General features: G+C 60.0%; 11 protein-coding genes. 7 read left to right on the top strand and 4 right to left on the bottom strand.

From position 1 onward, the window contains the following. Positions 1 to 93 precede the first annotated feature (93 nt). Entirely contained in the window at positions 94 to 1,368 is a 1,275-nt protein-coding gene (gene phaZ, locus QQJ98_RS09580; RefSeq protein ID WP_284325110.1) for a polyhydroxyalkanoate depolymerase, read from the bottom strand. Between the two features lie 103 nt (positions 1,369 to 1,471). Between phaZ and phaC the strand changes: the two genes are divergently transcribed. The 5 genes from phaC (at position 1,472) to QQJ98_RS09605 (ending at position 6,124) form a co-directional block, all read left to right on the top strand. Next, positions 1,472 to 3,277: a class I poly(R)-hydroxyalkanoic acid synthase gene (phaC, locus tag QQJ98_RS09585; protein ID WP_284325111.1), complete on the top strand. Its 1,806-nt coding sequence runs from the start codon at positions 1,472 to 1,474 to the stop codon at positions 3,275 to 3,277. A gap of 153 nt (positions 3,278 to 3,430) precedes the next feature. Further along, a complete protein-coding gene (locus QQJ98_RS09590; protein ID WP_284325112.1) occupies positions 3,431 to 3,886 on the top strand; it encodes a Phasin in 456 nt (151 codons plus the stop codon). 145 nt (positions 3,887 to 4,031) lie between these two features. Further along, positions 4,032 to 4,586, top strand: a complete 555-nt coding sequence (gene phaR / locus QQJ98_RS09595) for a polyhydroxyalkanoate synthesis repressor PhaR (RefSeq protein WP_284325113.1) — start codon at positions 4,032 to 4,034, stop codon at positions 4,584 to 4,586. A gap of 15 nt (positions 4,587 to 4,601) precedes the next feature. Continuing rightward, positions 4,602 to 5,549, top strand: a complete 948-nt coding sequence (locus tag QQJ98_RS09600; RefSeq protein ID WP_284325114.1) for a LysR family transcriptional regulator — start codon at positions 4,602 to 4,604, stop codon at positions 5,547 to 5,549. Between the two features lie 53 nt (positions 5,550 to 5,602). Further along, the gene (locus QQJ98_RS09605) at positions 5,603 to 6,124 is read left to right on the top strand and encodes a PhnA domain-containing protein (RefSeq protein WP_284325115.1); all 522 of its coding nucleotides are present in this window, start codon (positions 5,603 to 5,605) and stop codon (positions 6,122 to 6,124) included. A 209-nt stretch (positions 6,125 to 6,333) separates the two neighbouring features. Here the strand turns inward: QQJ98_RS09605 and QQJ98_RS09610 are convergent, their stop codons facing one another. Beyond that, the gene (locus QQJ98_RS09610; protein WP_284325116.1) at positions 6,334 to 9,774 is read right to left on the bottom strand and encodes a pyruvate carboxylase; all 3,441 of its coding nucleotides are present in this window, start codon (positions 9,772 to 9,774) and stop codon (positions 6,334 to 6,336) included. 338 nt (positions 9,775 to 10,112) lie between these two features. Here QQJ98_RS09610 and QQJ98_RS09615 point away from each other — a divergent pair, with 338 nt between their 5' ends. Continuing rightward, positions 10,113 to 12,545, top strand: coding sequence for an ATP-dependent helicase (locus QQJ98_RS09615; RefSeq protein WP_284325117.1), 2,433 nt, complete (start codon positions 10,113 to 10,115; stop codon positions 12,543 to 12,545). Positions 12,546 to 12,584: 39 nt separating this feature from the next. On the opposite strand, the gene QQJ98_RS09620 is transcribed toward QQJ98_RS09615, so the two are convergent. Together QQJ98_RS09620 and QQJ98_RS09625 are read right to left on the bottom strand one after the other, a co-directional pair. Next, positions 12,585 to 13,733: a benzoate/H(+) symporter BenE family transporter gene (locus QQJ98_RS09620; RefSeq protein WP_284325118.1), complete on the bottom strand. Its 1,149-nt coding sequence runs from the start codon at positions 13,731 to 13,733 to the stop codon at positions 12,585 to 12,587. Positions 13,734 to 14,444: 711 nt separating this feature from the next. After that, on the bottom strand, positions 14,445 to 14,660 hold the full coding sequence (locus tag QQJ98_RS09625; protein ID WP_284325119.1) for a DUF1127 domain-containing protein: 216 nt from the start codon (positions 14,658 to 14,660) through the stop codon (positions 14,445 to 14,447). A 414-nt stretch (positions 14,661 to 15,074) separates the two neighbouring features. Between QQJ98_RS09625 and QQJ98_RS09630 the strand changes: the two genes are divergently transcribed. Further along, on the top strand, positions 15,075 to 16,163 hold the full coding sequence (locus tag QQJ98_RS09630; protein WP_284325120.1) for an Mrp/NBP35 family ATP-binding protein: 1,089 nt from the start codon (positions 15,075 to 15,077) through the stop codon (positions 16,161 to 16,163). Positions 16,164 to 16,746: the final 583 nt, after the last annotated feature.

Below are 16,746 nucleotides of genomic sequence, written 5' to 3' on the forward strand. Positions count from 1 at the left end.
ATTTGCGCCCCTGTCCCCGCGGGGACAGTTTTCGCCACCGAAATCCCAAAGCTAAGCCTGCGGCAGCAAGCCCCGTCATCCCGCCAAACCAGCTTATTTAGCCGCCTTGACCGATGCCAGTTTTGTCACTTTTGCAGTGCCGGAATTGGCGTCGATGAACTTCAAAACCAATGGCCGAATGTTGATCCGCCAGCTTTTGCCCGCGAAAATCCCGTAATGTCCGGCACCCGGCTCCAGATGCTGGGCCTTTTGGGCGGCAGGCAGGCCGGTCAGCATATCCAGCGCCGCGACGCATTGGCCGGGGGCGGAAATATCGTCATTCTCACCCTCAACCGTCATCACCGCCACGCGGGTGATCGCGCCAATATCCACCTTTTTGCCAGCGACCACGAATTCATTCTTGGCAATTTCGCGGTTCTTGAAGATCCGCTCGACGGTCGAAAGATAGAATTCGGCGGTCATATCCATCACCGCCAGATATTCGTCGTAGAATCGATTATGCGCGTCGTGATCCGAAGCCTCACCCTGCGCGACCTTCATGATCTGATCGGTAAAGGCCTTGTTATGCCGCTCAGAGTTCATCGACATAAAGCTTTGCAGCTGCAACAGCCCCGGATAAACCAGACGCCCGACGCCTTTGTATTTGAAGCCCACCCGCTGAATGGCGATCTGCTCCAACTGGCCCATGGTGATGCGACGGCCAAAGTCGGTCACATCGGTTGCTGCTGCATCGGGGTCGATCGGCCCGCCGATCAGCGTCAGCGTGCGCGGCTGCGCATCCGGGTCTTCCGCCGCAAGATAGGCCGTGGCGGCCAGCGTCAAAGGCGCTGGCTGGCAGACGGCGATGACATGAATGTCAGGCCCCAGCGCGCGCATGAACTCGACAAGGTAAAGCGTGTAATCCTCGATATCGAACTTGCCCGCCGACACCGGAATATCGCGCGCATTGTGCCAATCGGTGATGTAGACATCGGCATCCTGCAACAGGCTGGCTACGGTGGACCGCAGCAGCGTTGCGTAATGGCCAGACATCGGGGCCACCAGCAAAACCTTGCGCGCCATCGGGGCGCGGCGGCGCACCTTGAAATGCATCAGGCTGCCAAAGGGGCGTTCCACAACTGGCACCACATCGACCAGATGATCCTGCGCCTCTGGTCCGGGGATCGAGCGGATGCCCCAGTCAGGTTTGACCACCATGCGACTAAAGCTGCGCTCTGTTACCTCACCCCAAGCGGCCATCACGTTCAGCATCGGGTTCATTGTCATCGAAAACGCCGGATAAGACGCCATGGCGCGCGCGGTGGCGCCCATCCACTCATTGGTGTTACGAATAGTTTCCATAAGGTCGTAGGTGGCCATATACTTCATGACGACTCCTTGGCGGGGAAGGGCCCCGGCCCGATCTGCACGGAGGCCCACGGGAGGGGCGCGCTATGCTGCATAGCAGAAAGAATAGGGGCGAAAGATTAACATGACAACTGAAGACAATGCTGCCGGTGCAAAATTGGAGAAGATGACAGCCAATCTTGCCAAGATAGAAGCATTGTCGACGCGTTTGATGGCGGCTTTGGCGAACAAACGTGCCACCGACCCCGGTGTGCAGGCGCCGGGGCAGGAAATCTACATGAAAGCCGCCGCCGCTTACCTTGCCGCGATGATGCAAAACCCCGGCAAAGTGCTGGAGCAGCAGATCGCCTATTGGGGCCGCACGATGAAGCATTATGTCGAGGCGCAAACCGCGTTGGCCTCGGGCGAATTGCGCGCCCCCGCCGACACCGGCCCCAAAGACCGCCGCTTTGCCAATCCCTTGTGGGACACGCATCCCGCGTTCAATTACATCAAGCAGCAATACCTCTTTAACGCCGAAGCCGTGCAGGATGCGATTGGCGTGATGGACTCGATCGACCCCGGCGATAAAAAGCGGGTCGAATATTTCACCAAGCAAATCGTCGATATGCTGTCACCGACCAATTTTCTGGGCACCAATCCCGATGCGCTGGAAAAGGCCGTGGCGACCGATGGCGAAAGCCTCGTGCGTGGCCTTGAAAATCTGGTGGCAGATATAGAGGCCAACAACGGCGAATTGGCCGTGACCTTGGCCGACCGTGAGGCTTTCGTTTTGGGCGAAAACATCGCCACCACTCCGGGCTCTGTGGTGTTCCGCAACCGCATGCTAGAGCTGATCCAATACGCCCCCACCACCGCAACCGTCTATCAAACGCCGCTGCTGATCTTTCCGCCATGGATCAACAAATTCTATGTGATGGATCTGAAACCGCAGAACAGCCTGATTAAATGGATCGTCGATCAAGGCTTTACCCTTTTTGTGGTCTCTTGGGTCAACCCGGACGCTTCTTATGCAGATATCGGCATGGATGATTACATCCGCGAGGGCTATCTGACCGCAATGGCCGAAGTCCGCCGCATCACAGGCGAAGCCCAAATCAACGCGGTCGGCTATTGCATCGCCGGCACCACGCTGTCGCTGACCCTGTCGCATCTGCACCGCGCCGGGGATACTTCGGTGAAATCGGCGACCTTCTTCACCATGCTCACCGACTTTTCTGATCCCGGCGAGGTCGGGGTGTTCCTCGACAATGACTTCCTTGACGGCATCGAGCGTCAAAGCAACGCCGACGGCATCCTGTCAAAAACCTTCATGAGCCGCACCTTCAGCTATCTGCGCTCCAACGATCTGATCTATGGCCCCGCGATCAAAAGCTACATGCTGGGCGAGGCACCTCCGGCGTTCGACCTTTTGTATTGGAACGGCGATGGCACCAATTTGCCCTGCAAGATGGCCATGGAATATCTGCGCGGGCTTTGCCAGGACAACGGCCTTGCCAATGGCGCTTACAAAGTCTTTGGCCATAATGTCAGCCTGAAAGATGTGCAGATCCCAGTCTGCGCCATCGCATGTGAGACCGACCATATCGCGCATTGGCGCGGCAGCTTTAACGGCTTTCAGCAAATGGGGGCCGCCGATAAAACCTTCATCGTCTCACAGTCCGGCCATATCGCAGGCATCATCAACCCACCGTCCAAGGGCAAATACGGCCATTACACCAACGCAGGTCCGGTGGCAGGAGACCCAGATGCCTGGATGGCCAGCGCGACGTTCAATCAGGGCAGCTGGTGGCCGCGCTGGGGGGCATGGCTTGCAGCGCAATCGGGCGACCAGATTGACGCGCGCGTGCCGGGTGATTCGGGCCATCCGGTGCTATGCGCTGCGCCGGGCAGTTATGTGACAGCGCAGCCAAACTCTCCAAAAGGTTGAGACTGCGAAGCTTTTCACAGGGTTAAGCTGCAAGCCCTCGCGGCGCTGTCATTGCTGCGTTGCAGAAAATTCACTTGCAATGCTGCACTGCAGCATTTATATCTGGCTCATCGGAAAGCGGGGCTGCCCCGTGTAACCAGTAGGAGCATGAAAATGACCAATGCCAACGATTTCACCAAAGTCATGCAAGACATGATGGCTAAGTTCCCGGTTGACGCTTCGGCGTTCCAGAACGCATTCAAGACCCAAGCCGCATTCGGCGAGAAACTGTCGAAAGTGGCTTTGGAAGCTGCTGAAAAATCGACCGAAATCTCGTCCAAATGGGCAAAAGAGACCATCTCCAAGCTGTCGGGCGCTGCTAAAGCCAAGTCAGAGCCTGCGGATTACTCCAAGGCCGTGACCGATTTCGCTTCGGCTGCTGCTGAACTGGCTTCGGAAAATCTGGCTGCTTTCGCGGAAGTGGCGAAAAAAGTCCAAATGGAAACCGTCGAGCTGATGCTGGCTGCTGGCAAAGACGTTTCGGCTGAAGCTTCGGCTGTTGTGAAAAAAGCCACCGACGAAGTGTCGGCTGCAACCAAAAAAGCCACCGCGGCAACTGCTGCGAAGTAATCCGCAAGGATCGCGCATTCTGATCTCCTCCCTGATTTGGGATGCGCAGGTAATGAGTATCGGGCGGGCCATTGAGCCCGCCCTTTCTTTTTATTCTGCGCTGGCCTAGACTTTCTCTGCACTGCAATATCTTGGGGAGAGAACTATGGCCGAACCTGCAAAGCCGCTGCTGATCAAGCGCTATGCGAGCCGCCGTCTCTATAACACCGAGACCTCTGATTACGTCACATTGGAAGATATCGCAGGTTTTATCCGCGCGGGTCGCGAAGTGCAGATTGTTGATCTGAAATCGGGCGATGATCTGACCCGGCAATATCTGTTGCAGATTGTGGCTGAACACGAATCCAAGGGCGACACTGTGCTGCCCACCAATGTGCTGACCGATCTTGTGCGCAGCTATACTTCCAATATCCAATCCGTGGTGCCGCAATTTCTGGCAGCCAGCTTTGAGATGTTGCGCGATGGTCCCACAAAAGTCATTGAAAACATGAACGCAATTCCAAACCCGCTGACGTCGATGCCGGGGTTTGATTTGATGAAAAAGCAACAGGAAGCGTTCATGAAAACCATGATGGGCGGCGTGCCGGGCTGGGGGGCTTCGGGGCCCGCCAAGGAAGACGCGGCGCAGGACCCGGCTGAGGAGCTGGCCGAGATCAAAAAGCAATTCGCCGAGCTTCAGAAGAAGCTGTCGAAGCTGTAAATGCCCAGACTTTAGATGGCAGAACAACAAGGTCGCGTCACGCTTTGGGGGATCGAGGTTTTCCTTGCCGTCGCCGAAGAGGGCGCGATTTCTGCGGCTGCAAAGCGTCTGGGCGTCAGTCCCTCGGCGATCAGTCAGCAGTTGACCGGGCTGGAAACCGCCCTCGCCGCCGTTCTGCTGGATCGCTCTGCCCGCCCGATGCGGCTGACCCCTGCGGGTGCGATGTTTCGCCGCCATGCCCAAACCATTCTGAACGCCGAGGCCGAGGCGCGGGCTGATCTGGCCGTGGCGGATCTTTCGGGCCTGACCACGCTGCGGCTGGGGATGATCGAAGATTTCGATGCCGAGGTGACGCCAAGCCTGCTGTCAGCCTTGGCGGGGGAACTCAAAGGCTGCCGATTCCTTCTTGAAACCGGGGCCAGCCACCGCCTGCTGGACCAGCTTGAAAGCCGCTCGCTGGATATCGTCGTCGCCGCCGATCTCGATTCCGACACCGCCGATCAGGGCTGGCGGGAGGTGCATCCGCTGCTGGCCGAACCCTTCCTCGCCATCACCCCCAAGGGCCGCAGCCACACCGATTTGCCGCTGATCCAATACACCGCGCGGCATGTGATGGGGCGGCAAATAGCGGGCCATCTGGCGCGGCAAAACCTGCGGCTGGCGCATCGGTTCGAGTTGGACAGCTATCACGCGATTTTGGCGATGGTCGCGGGCGGGCAGGGGTGGACGATCCTGACGCCGCTGGCGTTGCATCATGCCGCGCGGTTTCATGGCGCGATTGATGTGGCGCCGCTGCCGTTTGAACCGTTGCAGCGCACGCTGTCGCTGTCGGCGCGCGAAGGCGTGTTGCGCGAGATGCCGCGCCAGATTGCTGGCCGGTTGCGCGGGTTGATTGCGGCGCAGATCGTGGCCCCGGCGCAGGCGGAATGGCCTTGGCTGGGGGAAAGCCTGCGGGTGCTTTAGGCTGGTCTTCGCGGCCGTCAGGGCATAGGGCAGAGGCAATCAAAGGATATCCCATGGCACTTTCCGATCTTCTGGCCCGCGCGGGCAATGCGTGTGAATTTTGTGGCGCGACATCTGATCTGGCGGCGGTTGATGTGCCGCCTGCGGGCGAGATCGCGCTTTGCCCGACCTGCCGCGAGGAGGTGCCCGCCGATGCGGCGCACTGGCGTTGTCTTGAGGGGGCCGCTTGGTCTGCCGAACCTGCGGTGCAGCTGGCGGTCTGGCGGAAACTTGGACAGTTGGATCAACCTTGGGCCGCCGAGGTGCGCGACGGCATGATGCTGTCGGATGAGGTGCAAGGCTGGACCGAGGTTGCGGGCGTGGTCGAGCACCGCGACAGCAATGGGGTTGTGCTGGCGCAGGGCGATTCCGTCATGCTGATCAAGGATCTGGTGGTGAAGGGCGCGAATTTCACCGCCAAGCGTGGCACAGCGGTGCGGCGGATTTCCTTGGTCGCCGATAATCCGGGCCAGATTGAAGGCCGGGTTGAGGATCAGCGCATTGTGATCCTGACCGAGTTTGTGAAGAAAATCTAAGCCGCGCGCGGCTGAAACAGCGCGGCAAAATCTGTCCCAGCGGGGACAGACTTGTGTTTTTCGCTGATTTTCTGGCTATTTTCCACAACATATAGTGGATTTTCGCAAAGATAGCCAAAAAGGACCGTGCAGATACATGAAAAAACCCCGCGCCAGACAGCGCGAGGTTTATCATCCGGGCCACGATTTTTCTCAAAAATCGGTCTGGTTCACTCCAACTCGACCAGCAGATCCTTGGCATCAATCTGGCTGCCCGGCTGCACATGCAGCGCCTTGACCACGGCGGCGCGGTCGGCGTGGATGCCGGTTTCCATCTTCATCGCCTCGATCGTCAGCAACAGATCCCCGGCGCTGACCTTTTGGCCAACAACCACACCCACCGACGCAATCGAGCCGGGCATCGGTGCGCCGATATGGCCCGCATTGCCCTCAACCGCTTTGGGTTTGGCGGCAGTTTTGGCCTTGATCGCGCGGTTTGGCACCCGGATGACGCGGGGCTGACCGTTGAGTTCAAAGAACACTTTCACATCGCCGTCGTCGGTGGTTTCGGCCACTGCTTGCAGCCGGATTTCCAGCTTTTTACCGGCGTCAATCTCGGCTGAGATTTCCTCACCCGGGGCCATGCCGTAAAAGAACGTCCGCGTCGGCAAGGTGCGCACCGGGCCGTAAGCCTTGTGGCGGCCCATGTAATCGAGGAACACTTTTGGATACATCAGGTACCCGTTCAGATCCTCGTCATCAATCTTGAAGCCGCCGAGTTCTTCGGACAGTTTCGCGCGGGTCGCCTCAAGATCCACGGGGGGCAGACTTTCGCCGGGACGTGCGGTCGAGGCAGTTTCGCCTTTCAGCACCTTTTTGCTGATCGCTTCCGGCCAGCCACCATGCGGTTGGCCAAGGTTGCCCTTCAGCATATCGACGACCGAGTCCGGGAAGGCCACATCGACCTTCGGGTCTTCGACCTGCGCGCGGGTCAGCCCCTGCGCCACCATCATCAACGCCATGTCACCGACGACCTTGGACGACGGCGTGACTTTGACAATATCGCCGAACATCTGGTTCACATCGGCATAGGTTTGCGCGACCTCGTGCCAGCGTTCTTCCAGCCCCAAAGACCGCGCCTGCGCTTTCAGGTTGGTGAATTGGCCGCCGGGCATCTCGTGCAGATAGACCTCGGAAGCCGGGGCAGGGATGCCGGATTCAAACGCCGCATATTGGCCGCGCACCGCTTCCCAATAGTTCGAGATTGAGCGGATCGCGGCCATATCAAGGCCGGTGTCGCGGTCGGTGTGGCGCAAAGCTTCGACAATCGAGCCCAAGCAGGGCTGCGAGGTGCCGCCCGAAAACGCATCCATCGCCGCATCGACGCAATCGACGCCTGCATCTGCGGCGGCAAGGATCGTCGCCGCTGCAGCACCGCTGGTATCATGGGTGTGGAAGTGGATCGGCAGGCCGACCTCTTGTTTCAGCGTCTTGATCAGTTGCTTGGCGGCGGCGGGTTTCAACAGGCCCGCCATATCCTTGAGCCCCAGCACATGCGCGCCTGCGGCTTTCAACTGCTTGGCGGTATCGACGTAGTATTTCAGATCATATTTCGCACGATCGGGGTCGAGCATATCGCCGGTATAGCAGACGGTGCCTTCGCAGACCTTGTTCGCCTCAATCACCGCATCCATCGCGACGCGCATGTTTTCGACCCAGTTGAGTGAGTCGAACACCCGGAACACGTCAACGCCGGTCAGGGCGGCCTGTTTCACAAAGGCTTGCACGACGTTATCGGGATAGTTGGTATAGCCGACGCCGTTAGAGGCGCGGAGCAGCATTTGGGTCATGACGTTGGGCATCAAAGCGCGCAGATCGCGCAGGCGCTGCCATGGGCATTCCTGCAAGAAGCGGTAGGCCACGTCGAAGGTAGCCCCCCCCCAACATTCCACCGAGAACAGTTGCGGCAGGTTGGCGGCATAGGCGGGTGCGACTTTGATCATATCAATGGAACGCATCCGGGTCGCCAGCAGCGATTGGTGGCCGTCGCGCATGGTGGTGTCGGTCAGCAGCAGTTTCTTTTGCTTGCCCATCCAGTCGGCGACGGCTTGGGGGCCGTGTTGTTCCAGCAGATTGCGGGTGCCCATCGCGGGTTCTGCGTGGGCTTTTGGCGCGCGCGGGGTGCGGGCTTCGGCATGGGGTTTCGGGCGGCCTGCGGTTTCGGGATGCCCGTTGACGGTGATGTCGGCAATATAGGTCAGGATCTTGGTGGCGCGGTCACGGCGCTTTTTGAACTGGAACAGGTCGGGCGTCGTGTCGATGAATTTGGTGGTGTAGGTGTCATCCAGGAAGGTCGGATGCTTCAGCAGGTTGATGACGAATTCGATATTGGTCGACACGCCACGAATACGGAATTCGCGCAGGGCGCGGTCCATCCGCGCGATGGCGGCTTTCGGGGTTTGGGCGGTGGCGGTGACTTTCACCAGCAGCGAGTCGTAATACCGGGTGATCACGCCGCCCGCGTAAGCCGTGCCGCCATCCAGACGGATGCCGTTGCCGGTGGCAGAGCGGTAGGCGGTCAGGCGGCCATAGTCGGGTATGAAATTGTTCTGCGGGTCTTCCGTCGTCACGCGGCACTGCAGCGCGTGGCCGGTCAGGTGGATGTCAGATTGCGCGGGCTTGCCAGTGGCTTCGGCCAGAGTTTTGCCCTCGGCAATCAGGATTTGCGCTTGGACGATGTCTATGCCTGTCACCTGTTCGGTGACGGTGTGTTCGACCTGCACCCGAGGGTTAACCTCGATGAAGTAGAACTGCTGGTTGTCCATATCCATCAGGAATTCGACGGTGCCTGCACATTCATAGCCAACATGGGCGCAGATCTTGCGGCCCAATTCGCAGACCTCGGCGCGCTGGGCGTCGGTGAGGTAAGGGGCGGGGGCGCGCTCGACCACCTTTTGGTTGCGGCGCTGGACGGTGCAATCGCGCTCATACAGGTGGTAAATCGCACCGTGCTTGTCGCCAAGGATCTGCACCTCGACGTGGCGGGCGCGGATGATCATTTTCTCCAGATAGCCTTCGCCATTGCCGAAAGCGGCCTCGGCCTCGCGGCGGCCTTCGCGGACTTTATCGACCAGTTCATCTGGGCCAAGGATCGGGCGCATGCCGCGACCGCCGCCGCCCCAAGAGGCTTTCAGCATCAAGGGATAGCCAACCGCAGCGGCCTCTTTCTTGATGGCGTCGAAATCATCGCCCAGAACTTCGGTGGCCGGAATGACCGGAACGCCTGCCTCCATCGCCACGCGCCGCGCGCTGGCCTTATCGCCCAAAGCCCGCATCGTATCGGCTTTCGGGCCGATAAAGGTGATGCCCGCCTGATCGCAAGCATCGACGAAATCGGGGTTTTCCGACAGCAAACCATAGCCGGGGTGGATCGCATCGGCGCCACAAGCCCGCGCCACCCGGATGATCTCGGGGATCGACAGATAGGCGCCAACCGGCGACAGGCCCTCGCCGATCAAATAGGCCTCATCGGCCTTGAAGCGGTGCAACGACAGCTTATCTTCCTCGGCATAGACGGCGACGGTCTTCTTGCCCATCTCATTGGCCGCCCGCATCACACGGATCGCGATTTCGCCACGGTTGGCGATCAGGATTTTCTTGAATTCGGTCATAAGCGGCTCCGGGAAAACGGGAGAGGGGGCGTGATCGAGACTGACACTAGCCGTGCTGCGGTGCAGCGCAAGGGGCGGAAACGCCGTGATATGACAGATTTGCGATATGACGGACGCTAACATCCAAGCATCGCAGATGCGGCGTTTATTTGCCTGATTCTTGGGCGGTTTATGAATCGTGTGGTCGATTTGGCCGGCTTTGGCCTAGCGATTGGGCAAGGCGCTGAAAATCGCGGCGGGCAGAGGTTGGAATCACGGCCGCAAATTGCGTAAAGTTTCCAGCGAACAATGCAGGAACACTGCTTTATCTTGACCGAGAACACGTTTAGGCTGGTGTGATGAATTGGACGGATGACGAAGATGCTTTCGCAGCGGCGGTGCCGCTTTCGCAGCGCGCCTTGGCTCGCGGCCCATCTGGGCCTGCGCTTTACATGGACGGGCTTAACCCCGCTCAGCGTGAGGCGGTTGAAGCTTTGGATGGTCCTGTGTTGATGTTGGCTGGGGCTGGAACGGGTAAGACCAAAGCTCTGATGGCGCGGGTTGCGCATCTGATAGAAACGCACAGCGCTCGCGCAGATCAAATTTTAGCGGTGACATTCACTAATAAAGCCGCGCTTGAGATGAAAACTCGTCTGGCCGTGACGCCGTTTAGTGTGCAAGAGCCGCTGAGGTGGATGGGCACTTTTCACTCAATCTCGGTGAAGATTTTGCGGCGGCATGCGGAACTGGTGGGGCTGAAGTCTAATTTCACCATTCTGGACACCGATGATCAGTTGCGGCTGCTGAAGCAGTTGATTTCAGCGGCGAATATTGATGAAAAGCGTTGGCCCGCGCGGATGTTGGCCAGTATGATCGACAGTTGGAAGAACCGCGCGATGACGCCGGACCGGGTGCCGTCGTCAGAAGCCTCGGCCTATAACAACCGGGGCACGGAACTGTATGAGCAGTATCAGAACCGCCTGAAAACCCTGAATGCCACTGATTTCGGCGATCTGTTGCTGCATTGCGTGGTGATTTTTCAGACCCATCCCGATGTGCTGGAGCAATATCAGCGCTGGTTCCGCTACATTCTGGTCGACGAATATCAAGATACCAACGTCGCACAATATCTGTGGCTGCGGCTGCTGGCGCAGGGTCATCGCAACATCTGCTGCGTCGGCGATGATGACCAGTCGATTTACGGCTGGCGTGGGGCCGAGGTCGGCAACATCCTGCGGTTTGAGGCGGATTTTCCGGGTGCCAAAGTGGTGCGGCTGGAACAAAACTACCGCTCGACCGCGCATATTCTGGCGGCGGCGTCGGGGATCATTGCCGCCAATGCGGGCCGCTTGGGCAAAACCTTGTGGACCGCGGGCGAGCAGGGCGAAAAGGTGCGGCTGATCGGCCATTGGGATGGCGAGGAAGAGGCGCGCTGGATTGGTGAGGAAATTGAGGCCGCGCAGCGTGGGCGGCGCGGCATTGAAGCCAAGTCTTTGAACGGTATGGCTATTCTGGTGCGCGCAAGCCACCAGATGCGGGCGTTTGAAGATCGGTTTCTGACCATCGGGCTGCCGTATCGGGTGATTGGCGGGCCTCGGTTCTATGAACGGCAGGAAATCCGCGATGCGATGGCCTATTTCCGGCTGGCGGTGTCCCCCGAGGATGATCTGGCGTTTGAGCGGGTGGTTAATCTGCCAAAGCGCGGGCTTGGCGACAAGGCGCAGCAGGAAATTCAACGCGAGGCGCGCGGGCAGGGCTTGCCGCTGCTCGATGGCGCGCGCAGTCTGCTGGCGCGGGGCGGCATTGGCGGCAAGGGGGCCGGGCAGTTGCGCGGCTTTGTCGAGGGGGTGGACCGCTGGCATGCCAGCCTGATGGGCGCGCGCGTGACCCCGCCTGAGGATGCGCTGATCGAGCCGATGTTGCCCGATACGCCGCCTGCGCATGATCTGAGCCATGTGCGGCTGGCCGAGATTATTCTGGAGGAATCCGGTTATGTCTCGATGTGGCAGAACGACAAGACGCCAGAAGCGCCGGGGCGGCTGGAAAACCTGAAGGAATTGGTCAAGGCGTTGGAGCAGTTCGACAGCCTGCAAGGCTTTCTGGAACACGTCAGCCTGATCATGGAGAATGACAACGAAGAGGCCGCCGAAAAGGTGTCGATCATGACGCTGCATGCGGCCAAGGGCTTGGAATTTCCGGTGGTTTTCTTGCCGGGATGGGAAGACGGTCTGTTTCCCAGCCAGCGTTCGATGGACGAGTCTGGCAAGAAGGGACTCGAAGAAGAACGCCGTCTGGCCTATGTCGGCATCACGCGGGCGGAAGAGTTGTGCACGATTTCCTTTGCCTCAAACCGCCGGGTCTATGGTCAGTGGCAAAGCCAGCTTCCCAGCCGTTTCATTGACGAATTGCCCGAAAAGCACGTCGAAGTGCTGACGCCGCCGGGGCTTTATGGCGGCGGGTTTGGGGCTGCTGCCCCGCAGTATGGCGCGGCGCTGGAAGATCGCGCGGTGAAGGCGGATGTGTATAACTCGCCGGGTTGGAAGCGGATGCAGGATCGTTCTGCGCAGCGGCCCATCGCCCAGCCGCGAGAGGCCCGCAATGTGACGATTGATGCGCAGGCGGTCTCGTCTTATGTCACCGGCGACCGGGTGTTTCACACCAAGTTTGGCTATGGCGAGATCATTGATATCGAAGGCGACAAGCTGCAGATCGAATTTGACCATGCCGGGGCAAAGATGATCGTGGCGCGCTGGGTGGTGCCTGCGCATCAGGTCGATGACGTGCCGTTCTGATCAGGCGGGATTCTTGCGCATTTCGGCTTGGCGGCGGCGTCAGGCGCGCGTTTTCAAATGCTCTAGCGCGTAGACCAGCAGTCCCGTCAGCAGGCCCCAGAACGCAGCGCCAATGCCAAAGGCAGCGACGCCGGATGCGGTGAACGCCACCGTCACCGTTGCGGCAAAGCGGGTTTCTGGTGGCGAAAACGCAGCACTCAGCGCGCCCATCAGTGGGGCGAGCAAGGCCAGCGCCACCAGCGCCATCATCAAGGCAGGCGGCAGGCTTGCCAGAATCGGCAGGATCACCGGGCCAAGCAATGCCAGCACCACCCAAAACCCGCCATAGATCACCCCGACTTTCCAGCGCTGGTTGCGATCGGGGTGGGTGTCATCGGACAGGCAGATCGCAGCGGTGATCGCGGCCATATTGACGGTATGCGCGCCAAACAGCGCCGCCACTGCCGAGATGCCGCCGGTTGTGATCAGGGAAGGGGCGATGGGGGGCTCAAATCCATGCGCGCGCAGGGTGGCGAAACCGGGCAGGTTTTGCGAGGCCATCGTCACCAGATACAGCGGCACGCCGATGCCCAGCAGCACATCCAGCCGCAGTTCTGGCGCAATGAAGGTCAGCGTTGGCAGCGGCAATGACAGCGGCGGCAGATGTGCGGCTTTGGTCAGGAAGGCCAGCGCCAGCCCGGTTCCCAGTGCGGCAAGCACGGCAACGGCGGGGTTTTTCAACCGCACCAGCAGGAAAACCGCAATCATTGGCAGCACCAGCAGCGGCAGCGCCTGCGCAGCAAGGCTGGCTTTCAGGCAAAACGGCAGCAACACGCCCGCAAGCATGGCCGCAGCGATGCCGTCCGGGATCTGCGCGACCAGCCGGCCCAGCGGGCGAAACGCGCCGGTCAGCGCGATCAAGGCGCCTGCCAACAGGAAGGCCGCGACCGCTTCGGGCAAGGTGACGCCAGTGGTGGCCGCCAAAAGCGCCGCCCCCGGTGTGGACCATGCCAGAACGATAGGCACGCGGTACCGGGTGCTGAGATAGGCTGATCCGACCGCCTTTGCGATGCCGATGGCAAACACCCAACTTGCGGTTTGTAGCGGTGTCGCCCCCAGCGCCGCTGCCGCGGACAGCACAAGGGCCATGGTCGAGCCATATCCCACAAGGGATGCGACCAATGCCGCTGAAATCATTGAAATCCGCATCTGTCCGCCTGATCAACCGCGCTGGCGCGGACTATCGGGCCTGTCGGTGGGGGATGCAAGCCGTCAGCGGCTGTGATCACGAAAGCTGGGGGGGCGGGGATTATCGCAGCCCAAAGCGGCACTTGCGCTGGCGCGGCCTTGAAATCTTGGGCTTGGATGAAGGAGGTGCGGCACCCCTAGGGAGGAGGAGAGGGGTGCCGCAAATCACACAGGCCAGGGAGGAGGTTGGCCGCTCGAACTCTTGGTGCTGTGCCCGGGAGGAGGTGGGCGCAGCTGCCGTCATCTCCGGCCCGGGAGGAGGTAGGCCGGTGGATAGAAGCGGCAGCGACCCTTGGGAGGAGGTAAGGGCCGCTGCCTGATCGCTCGGCCAGGGAGGAGGTTGGCCGCTCGAATAGGGTGGCGGTGATCCAGGGAGGAGGTTGGATCACCGCCTGATCGCTCGGCCAGGGAGGAGGTTGGCCGCTCGAATAGGGTGGCGGCGATCCAGGGAGGAGGTTGGATCACCGCCTGATCACTTGGCCCGGGAGGAGGTGGGCCGCGCGAATAGGGTGCAACGATCTGAGGGAGGAGAACAGATCGCTGCGTGTCCGAGAGCCTAAGGGAGGAAAGGCTCATCGAAGAGAATAAAAAGGCGACGGCGCAAGGGAGGAGGAGCGCGCCGCCGCGCCGTGAAACCTAGCCGCTGGGAGGAGGTAGCGGCCGGTTCAAGGATTACTTGCCGTAAGCTGCCTCACGAGCGATTTCGGTGATCAGCGAGCGCGCAATGCCCAGATCGGAAAGCTCACGATCAGTCAACTGGCGCAGTTCGCGGATGGTGCGGTCATAGACCCGACGGCGTGCCAGCATGGCCGAGATCGAGGCGAAGATGCCCGAGAAACGGTCGGATGCGGTTGCCGAAACGGTGCGGGTCGAATTTACATATGCCATGATAGCCTCACTTCTTTTTCTGCGAGCGGGTTGGTTTGGCCGGATGCCTCACCTCATCTGTTCCGCTGTTAGGGATAACATGGGGCAATTGCTGCAACTGCACAATGGCCGAGTGCTCATTGCTGCCATGCAGAAATCGCATGGCTTAGTGTCGCAAAATATTCATACTTAACAGGCGCTTCGCTGAATATTTGAGCGATTGGTAAACCGGATTTGAAACGGGGGCTTGCCCTTTCCGACAAAGCGCACAACTTTGCGGAGCGTAAGCTTAAACACCGTGCAGCATGAAGACTGCGCAGCAGATGGGTTGCGCAGAAGAATCATACCGAATTGCGGCGCGTGGGCAGAACAAATGTAGTGCGCGGCAGATTCGGGCCGATGCTTGGCGGATAGTAATGGGGCGAAGGAAACAAAATGGCTGTATCGCGCGATGACGTGTTGGCGGTGCTGGCGCGGGTGCAGGTGCCGGGGGGCACGCTGGTGTCCCGCGATCTGGTGCGGGCGGTGATGGTGGATGGCGGCACGGTGCGATTCGTGATCGAAGCGCCCACACCTGCCGAGGCGCGCGATCTGGCGCCTGCGCAGGTGGCGGCTGAGATGGCGGTCAAGGCTTTGCCCGGCGTGACAGATGTGCAGGCGGTGATGACGGCGCATGGTCCTGCGCCGAAAGCTGCCACCGCGGCCCCCCCGAATCTGGGGCCGGTGAAAATCGGCCAGCACCCGACGCCGCATCAGGGTGGGCCTGCGCGGATTGCCGGGGTGGACCGGATCATTGCGATTGGCTCGGGCAAGGGCGGGGTCGGCAAATCCACCGTCAGCTCGAACCTCGCGGTGGCTTTGGCCAAGCAGGGAAGGCGAGTCGGGCTGCTGGACGCTGATATATATGGCCCCAGCCAGCCGCGGATGATGGGGGTGAACAAGCGCCCGGCATCCCCTGATGGCAAGATCATCGAACCGTTGCATGCGCATGGCGTCACCATGATGTCGATCGGCCTGATGCTGAAGGAAGACGAGGCAGTGATCTGGCGCGGCCCGATGCTGATGGGCGCGTTGCAGCAGTTGCTGGGGCAGGTGGCTTGGGGCGAGTTGGATGTGCTGATCATCGACCTGCCGCCGGGGACGGGGGATATTCAACTGACCCTGTGCCAGCGCACGCATCTGACCGGGGCAATTGTGGTGTCCACGCCGCAGGATGTGGCGCTTTTGGATGCCCGCAAGGCGCTGGATATGTTCGCCAAGCTGAAAACCCCGGTGCTGGGGCTGATCGAGAACATGTCCACTTATATCTGCCCGAATTGCGGCCACGAGGAACATCTGTTCGGCCACGGTGGCGTGGCGGCAGAGGCGCGGCGGTTGGACCTGCCGTTCTTGGGGGAATTGCCGCTGTCTATAGATGTGCGGTTGGCGGGCGACGCTGGCACGCCGATTGCGGTGGGGGATGGCCCGCATGCCGAGGCCTACGCGCGACTGGCGCAAAGGCTTATCGCGGGTGGCGTGGCGTAAGCGGCGGGTCGGGCGTTGCTTGTGATCTAACATGCGATCTTTTCTTGCCTGATTTGGCCCGCGCCAAGTTGGGCAGCACCTGCCTGCCGCTTGCTCAACGGCCTTCGGCTTTATGAACAACAAACCGGAAAACTCTGCCCCGCAGAGTTTTCCGGTTTCGGTCTGCTCTCCCGACCGGCCTGCATGCCGGTTCCGCCTGAAACCATGCAGTCCGTCCGAATCACTTTGCTTGGGAAATCATGGGAAAGCCGGGGGAAACCCCGGTTTTTTGGGTTTATGCCCAAGGGTTGGCGCGGGATTTGGTGTCGTTTTGTGCAAAATGATCACAGACTCGACCGGGGCATGAAAATTTCTGGGAAATCATGGGCGGTGCTGGAAATTTTTTTGCCCCCCTATATCTAGTGCTCACAGCCCCGTGATTGGGCCGTTACCGCCTAAATTTAGCGACATGCACCACTAGATGCTGTTTTCGACCTGCCGCAGAAACAACATATTCCCTGTCGTTTCCCAAAAATTTCCGTTGCTTCCCATGAAATCCCATGGCATCCCTGTTCTCACGAAGACGGAACGGCGGGACAAAAAA

Origin of the sequence: Cypionkella aquatica (genome assembly GCF_030161095.1) — a bacterium.
In the GTDB taxonomy this organism is placed as follows: Bacteria; Pseudomonadota; Alphaproteobacteria; order Rhodobacterales; family Rhodobacteraceae; genus Cypionkella; species Cypionkella aquatica.

Excerpts from the sequence above, each read along its gene's own strand:
- QQJ98_RS09615 (WP_284325117.1), top strand. The coding sequence starts at position 10,113 with ATGAATTGGACGGATGACGAAGATGCTTTCGCAGCGGCGGTGCCGCTT.
- phaZ (WP_284325110.1), bottom strand. The coding sequence starts at position 1,368 with ATGAAGTATATGGCCACCTACGACCTTATGGAAACTATTCGTAACACC.
- QQJ98_RS09630 (WP_284325120.1), top strand. The coding sequence starts at position 15,075 with ATGGCTGTATCGCGCGATGACGTGTTGGCGGTGCTGGCGCGGGTGCAG.
- QQJ98_RS09620 (WP_284325118.1), bottom strand. The coding sequence starts at position 13,733 with ATGCGGATTTCAATGATTTCAGCGGCATTGGTCGCATCCCTTGTGGGA.
- phaR (WP_284325113.1), top strand. The coding sequence starts at position 4,032 with ATGGCCGAACCTGCAAAGCCGCTGCTGATCAAGCGCTATGCGAGCCGC.
- phaC (WP_284325111.1), top strand. The coding sequence starts at position 1,472 with ATGACAACTGAAGACAATGCTGCCGGTGCAAAATTGGAGAAGATGACA.
- QQJ98_RS09605 (WP_284325115.1), top strand. The coding sequence starts at position 5,603 with ATGGCACTTTCCGATCTTCTGGCCCGCGCGGGCAATGCGTGTGAATTT.
- QQJ98_RS09610 (WP_284325116.1), bottom strand. The coding sequence starts at position 9,774 with ATGACCGAATTCAAGAAAATCCTGATCGCCAACCGTGGCGAAATCGCG.
- QQJ98_RS09600 (WP_284325114.1), top strand. The coding sequence starts at position 4,602 with ATGGCAGAACAACAAGGTCGCGTCACGCTTTGGGGGATCGAGGTTTTC.
- QQJ98_RS09625 (WP_284325119.1), bottom strand. The coding sequence starts at position 14,660 with ATGGCATATGTAAATTCGACCCGCACCGTTTCGGCAACCGCATCCGAC.
- QQJ98_RS09590 (WP_284325112.1), top strand. The coding sequence starts at position 3,431 with ATGACCAATGCCAACGATTTCACCAAAGTCATGCAAGACATGATGGCT.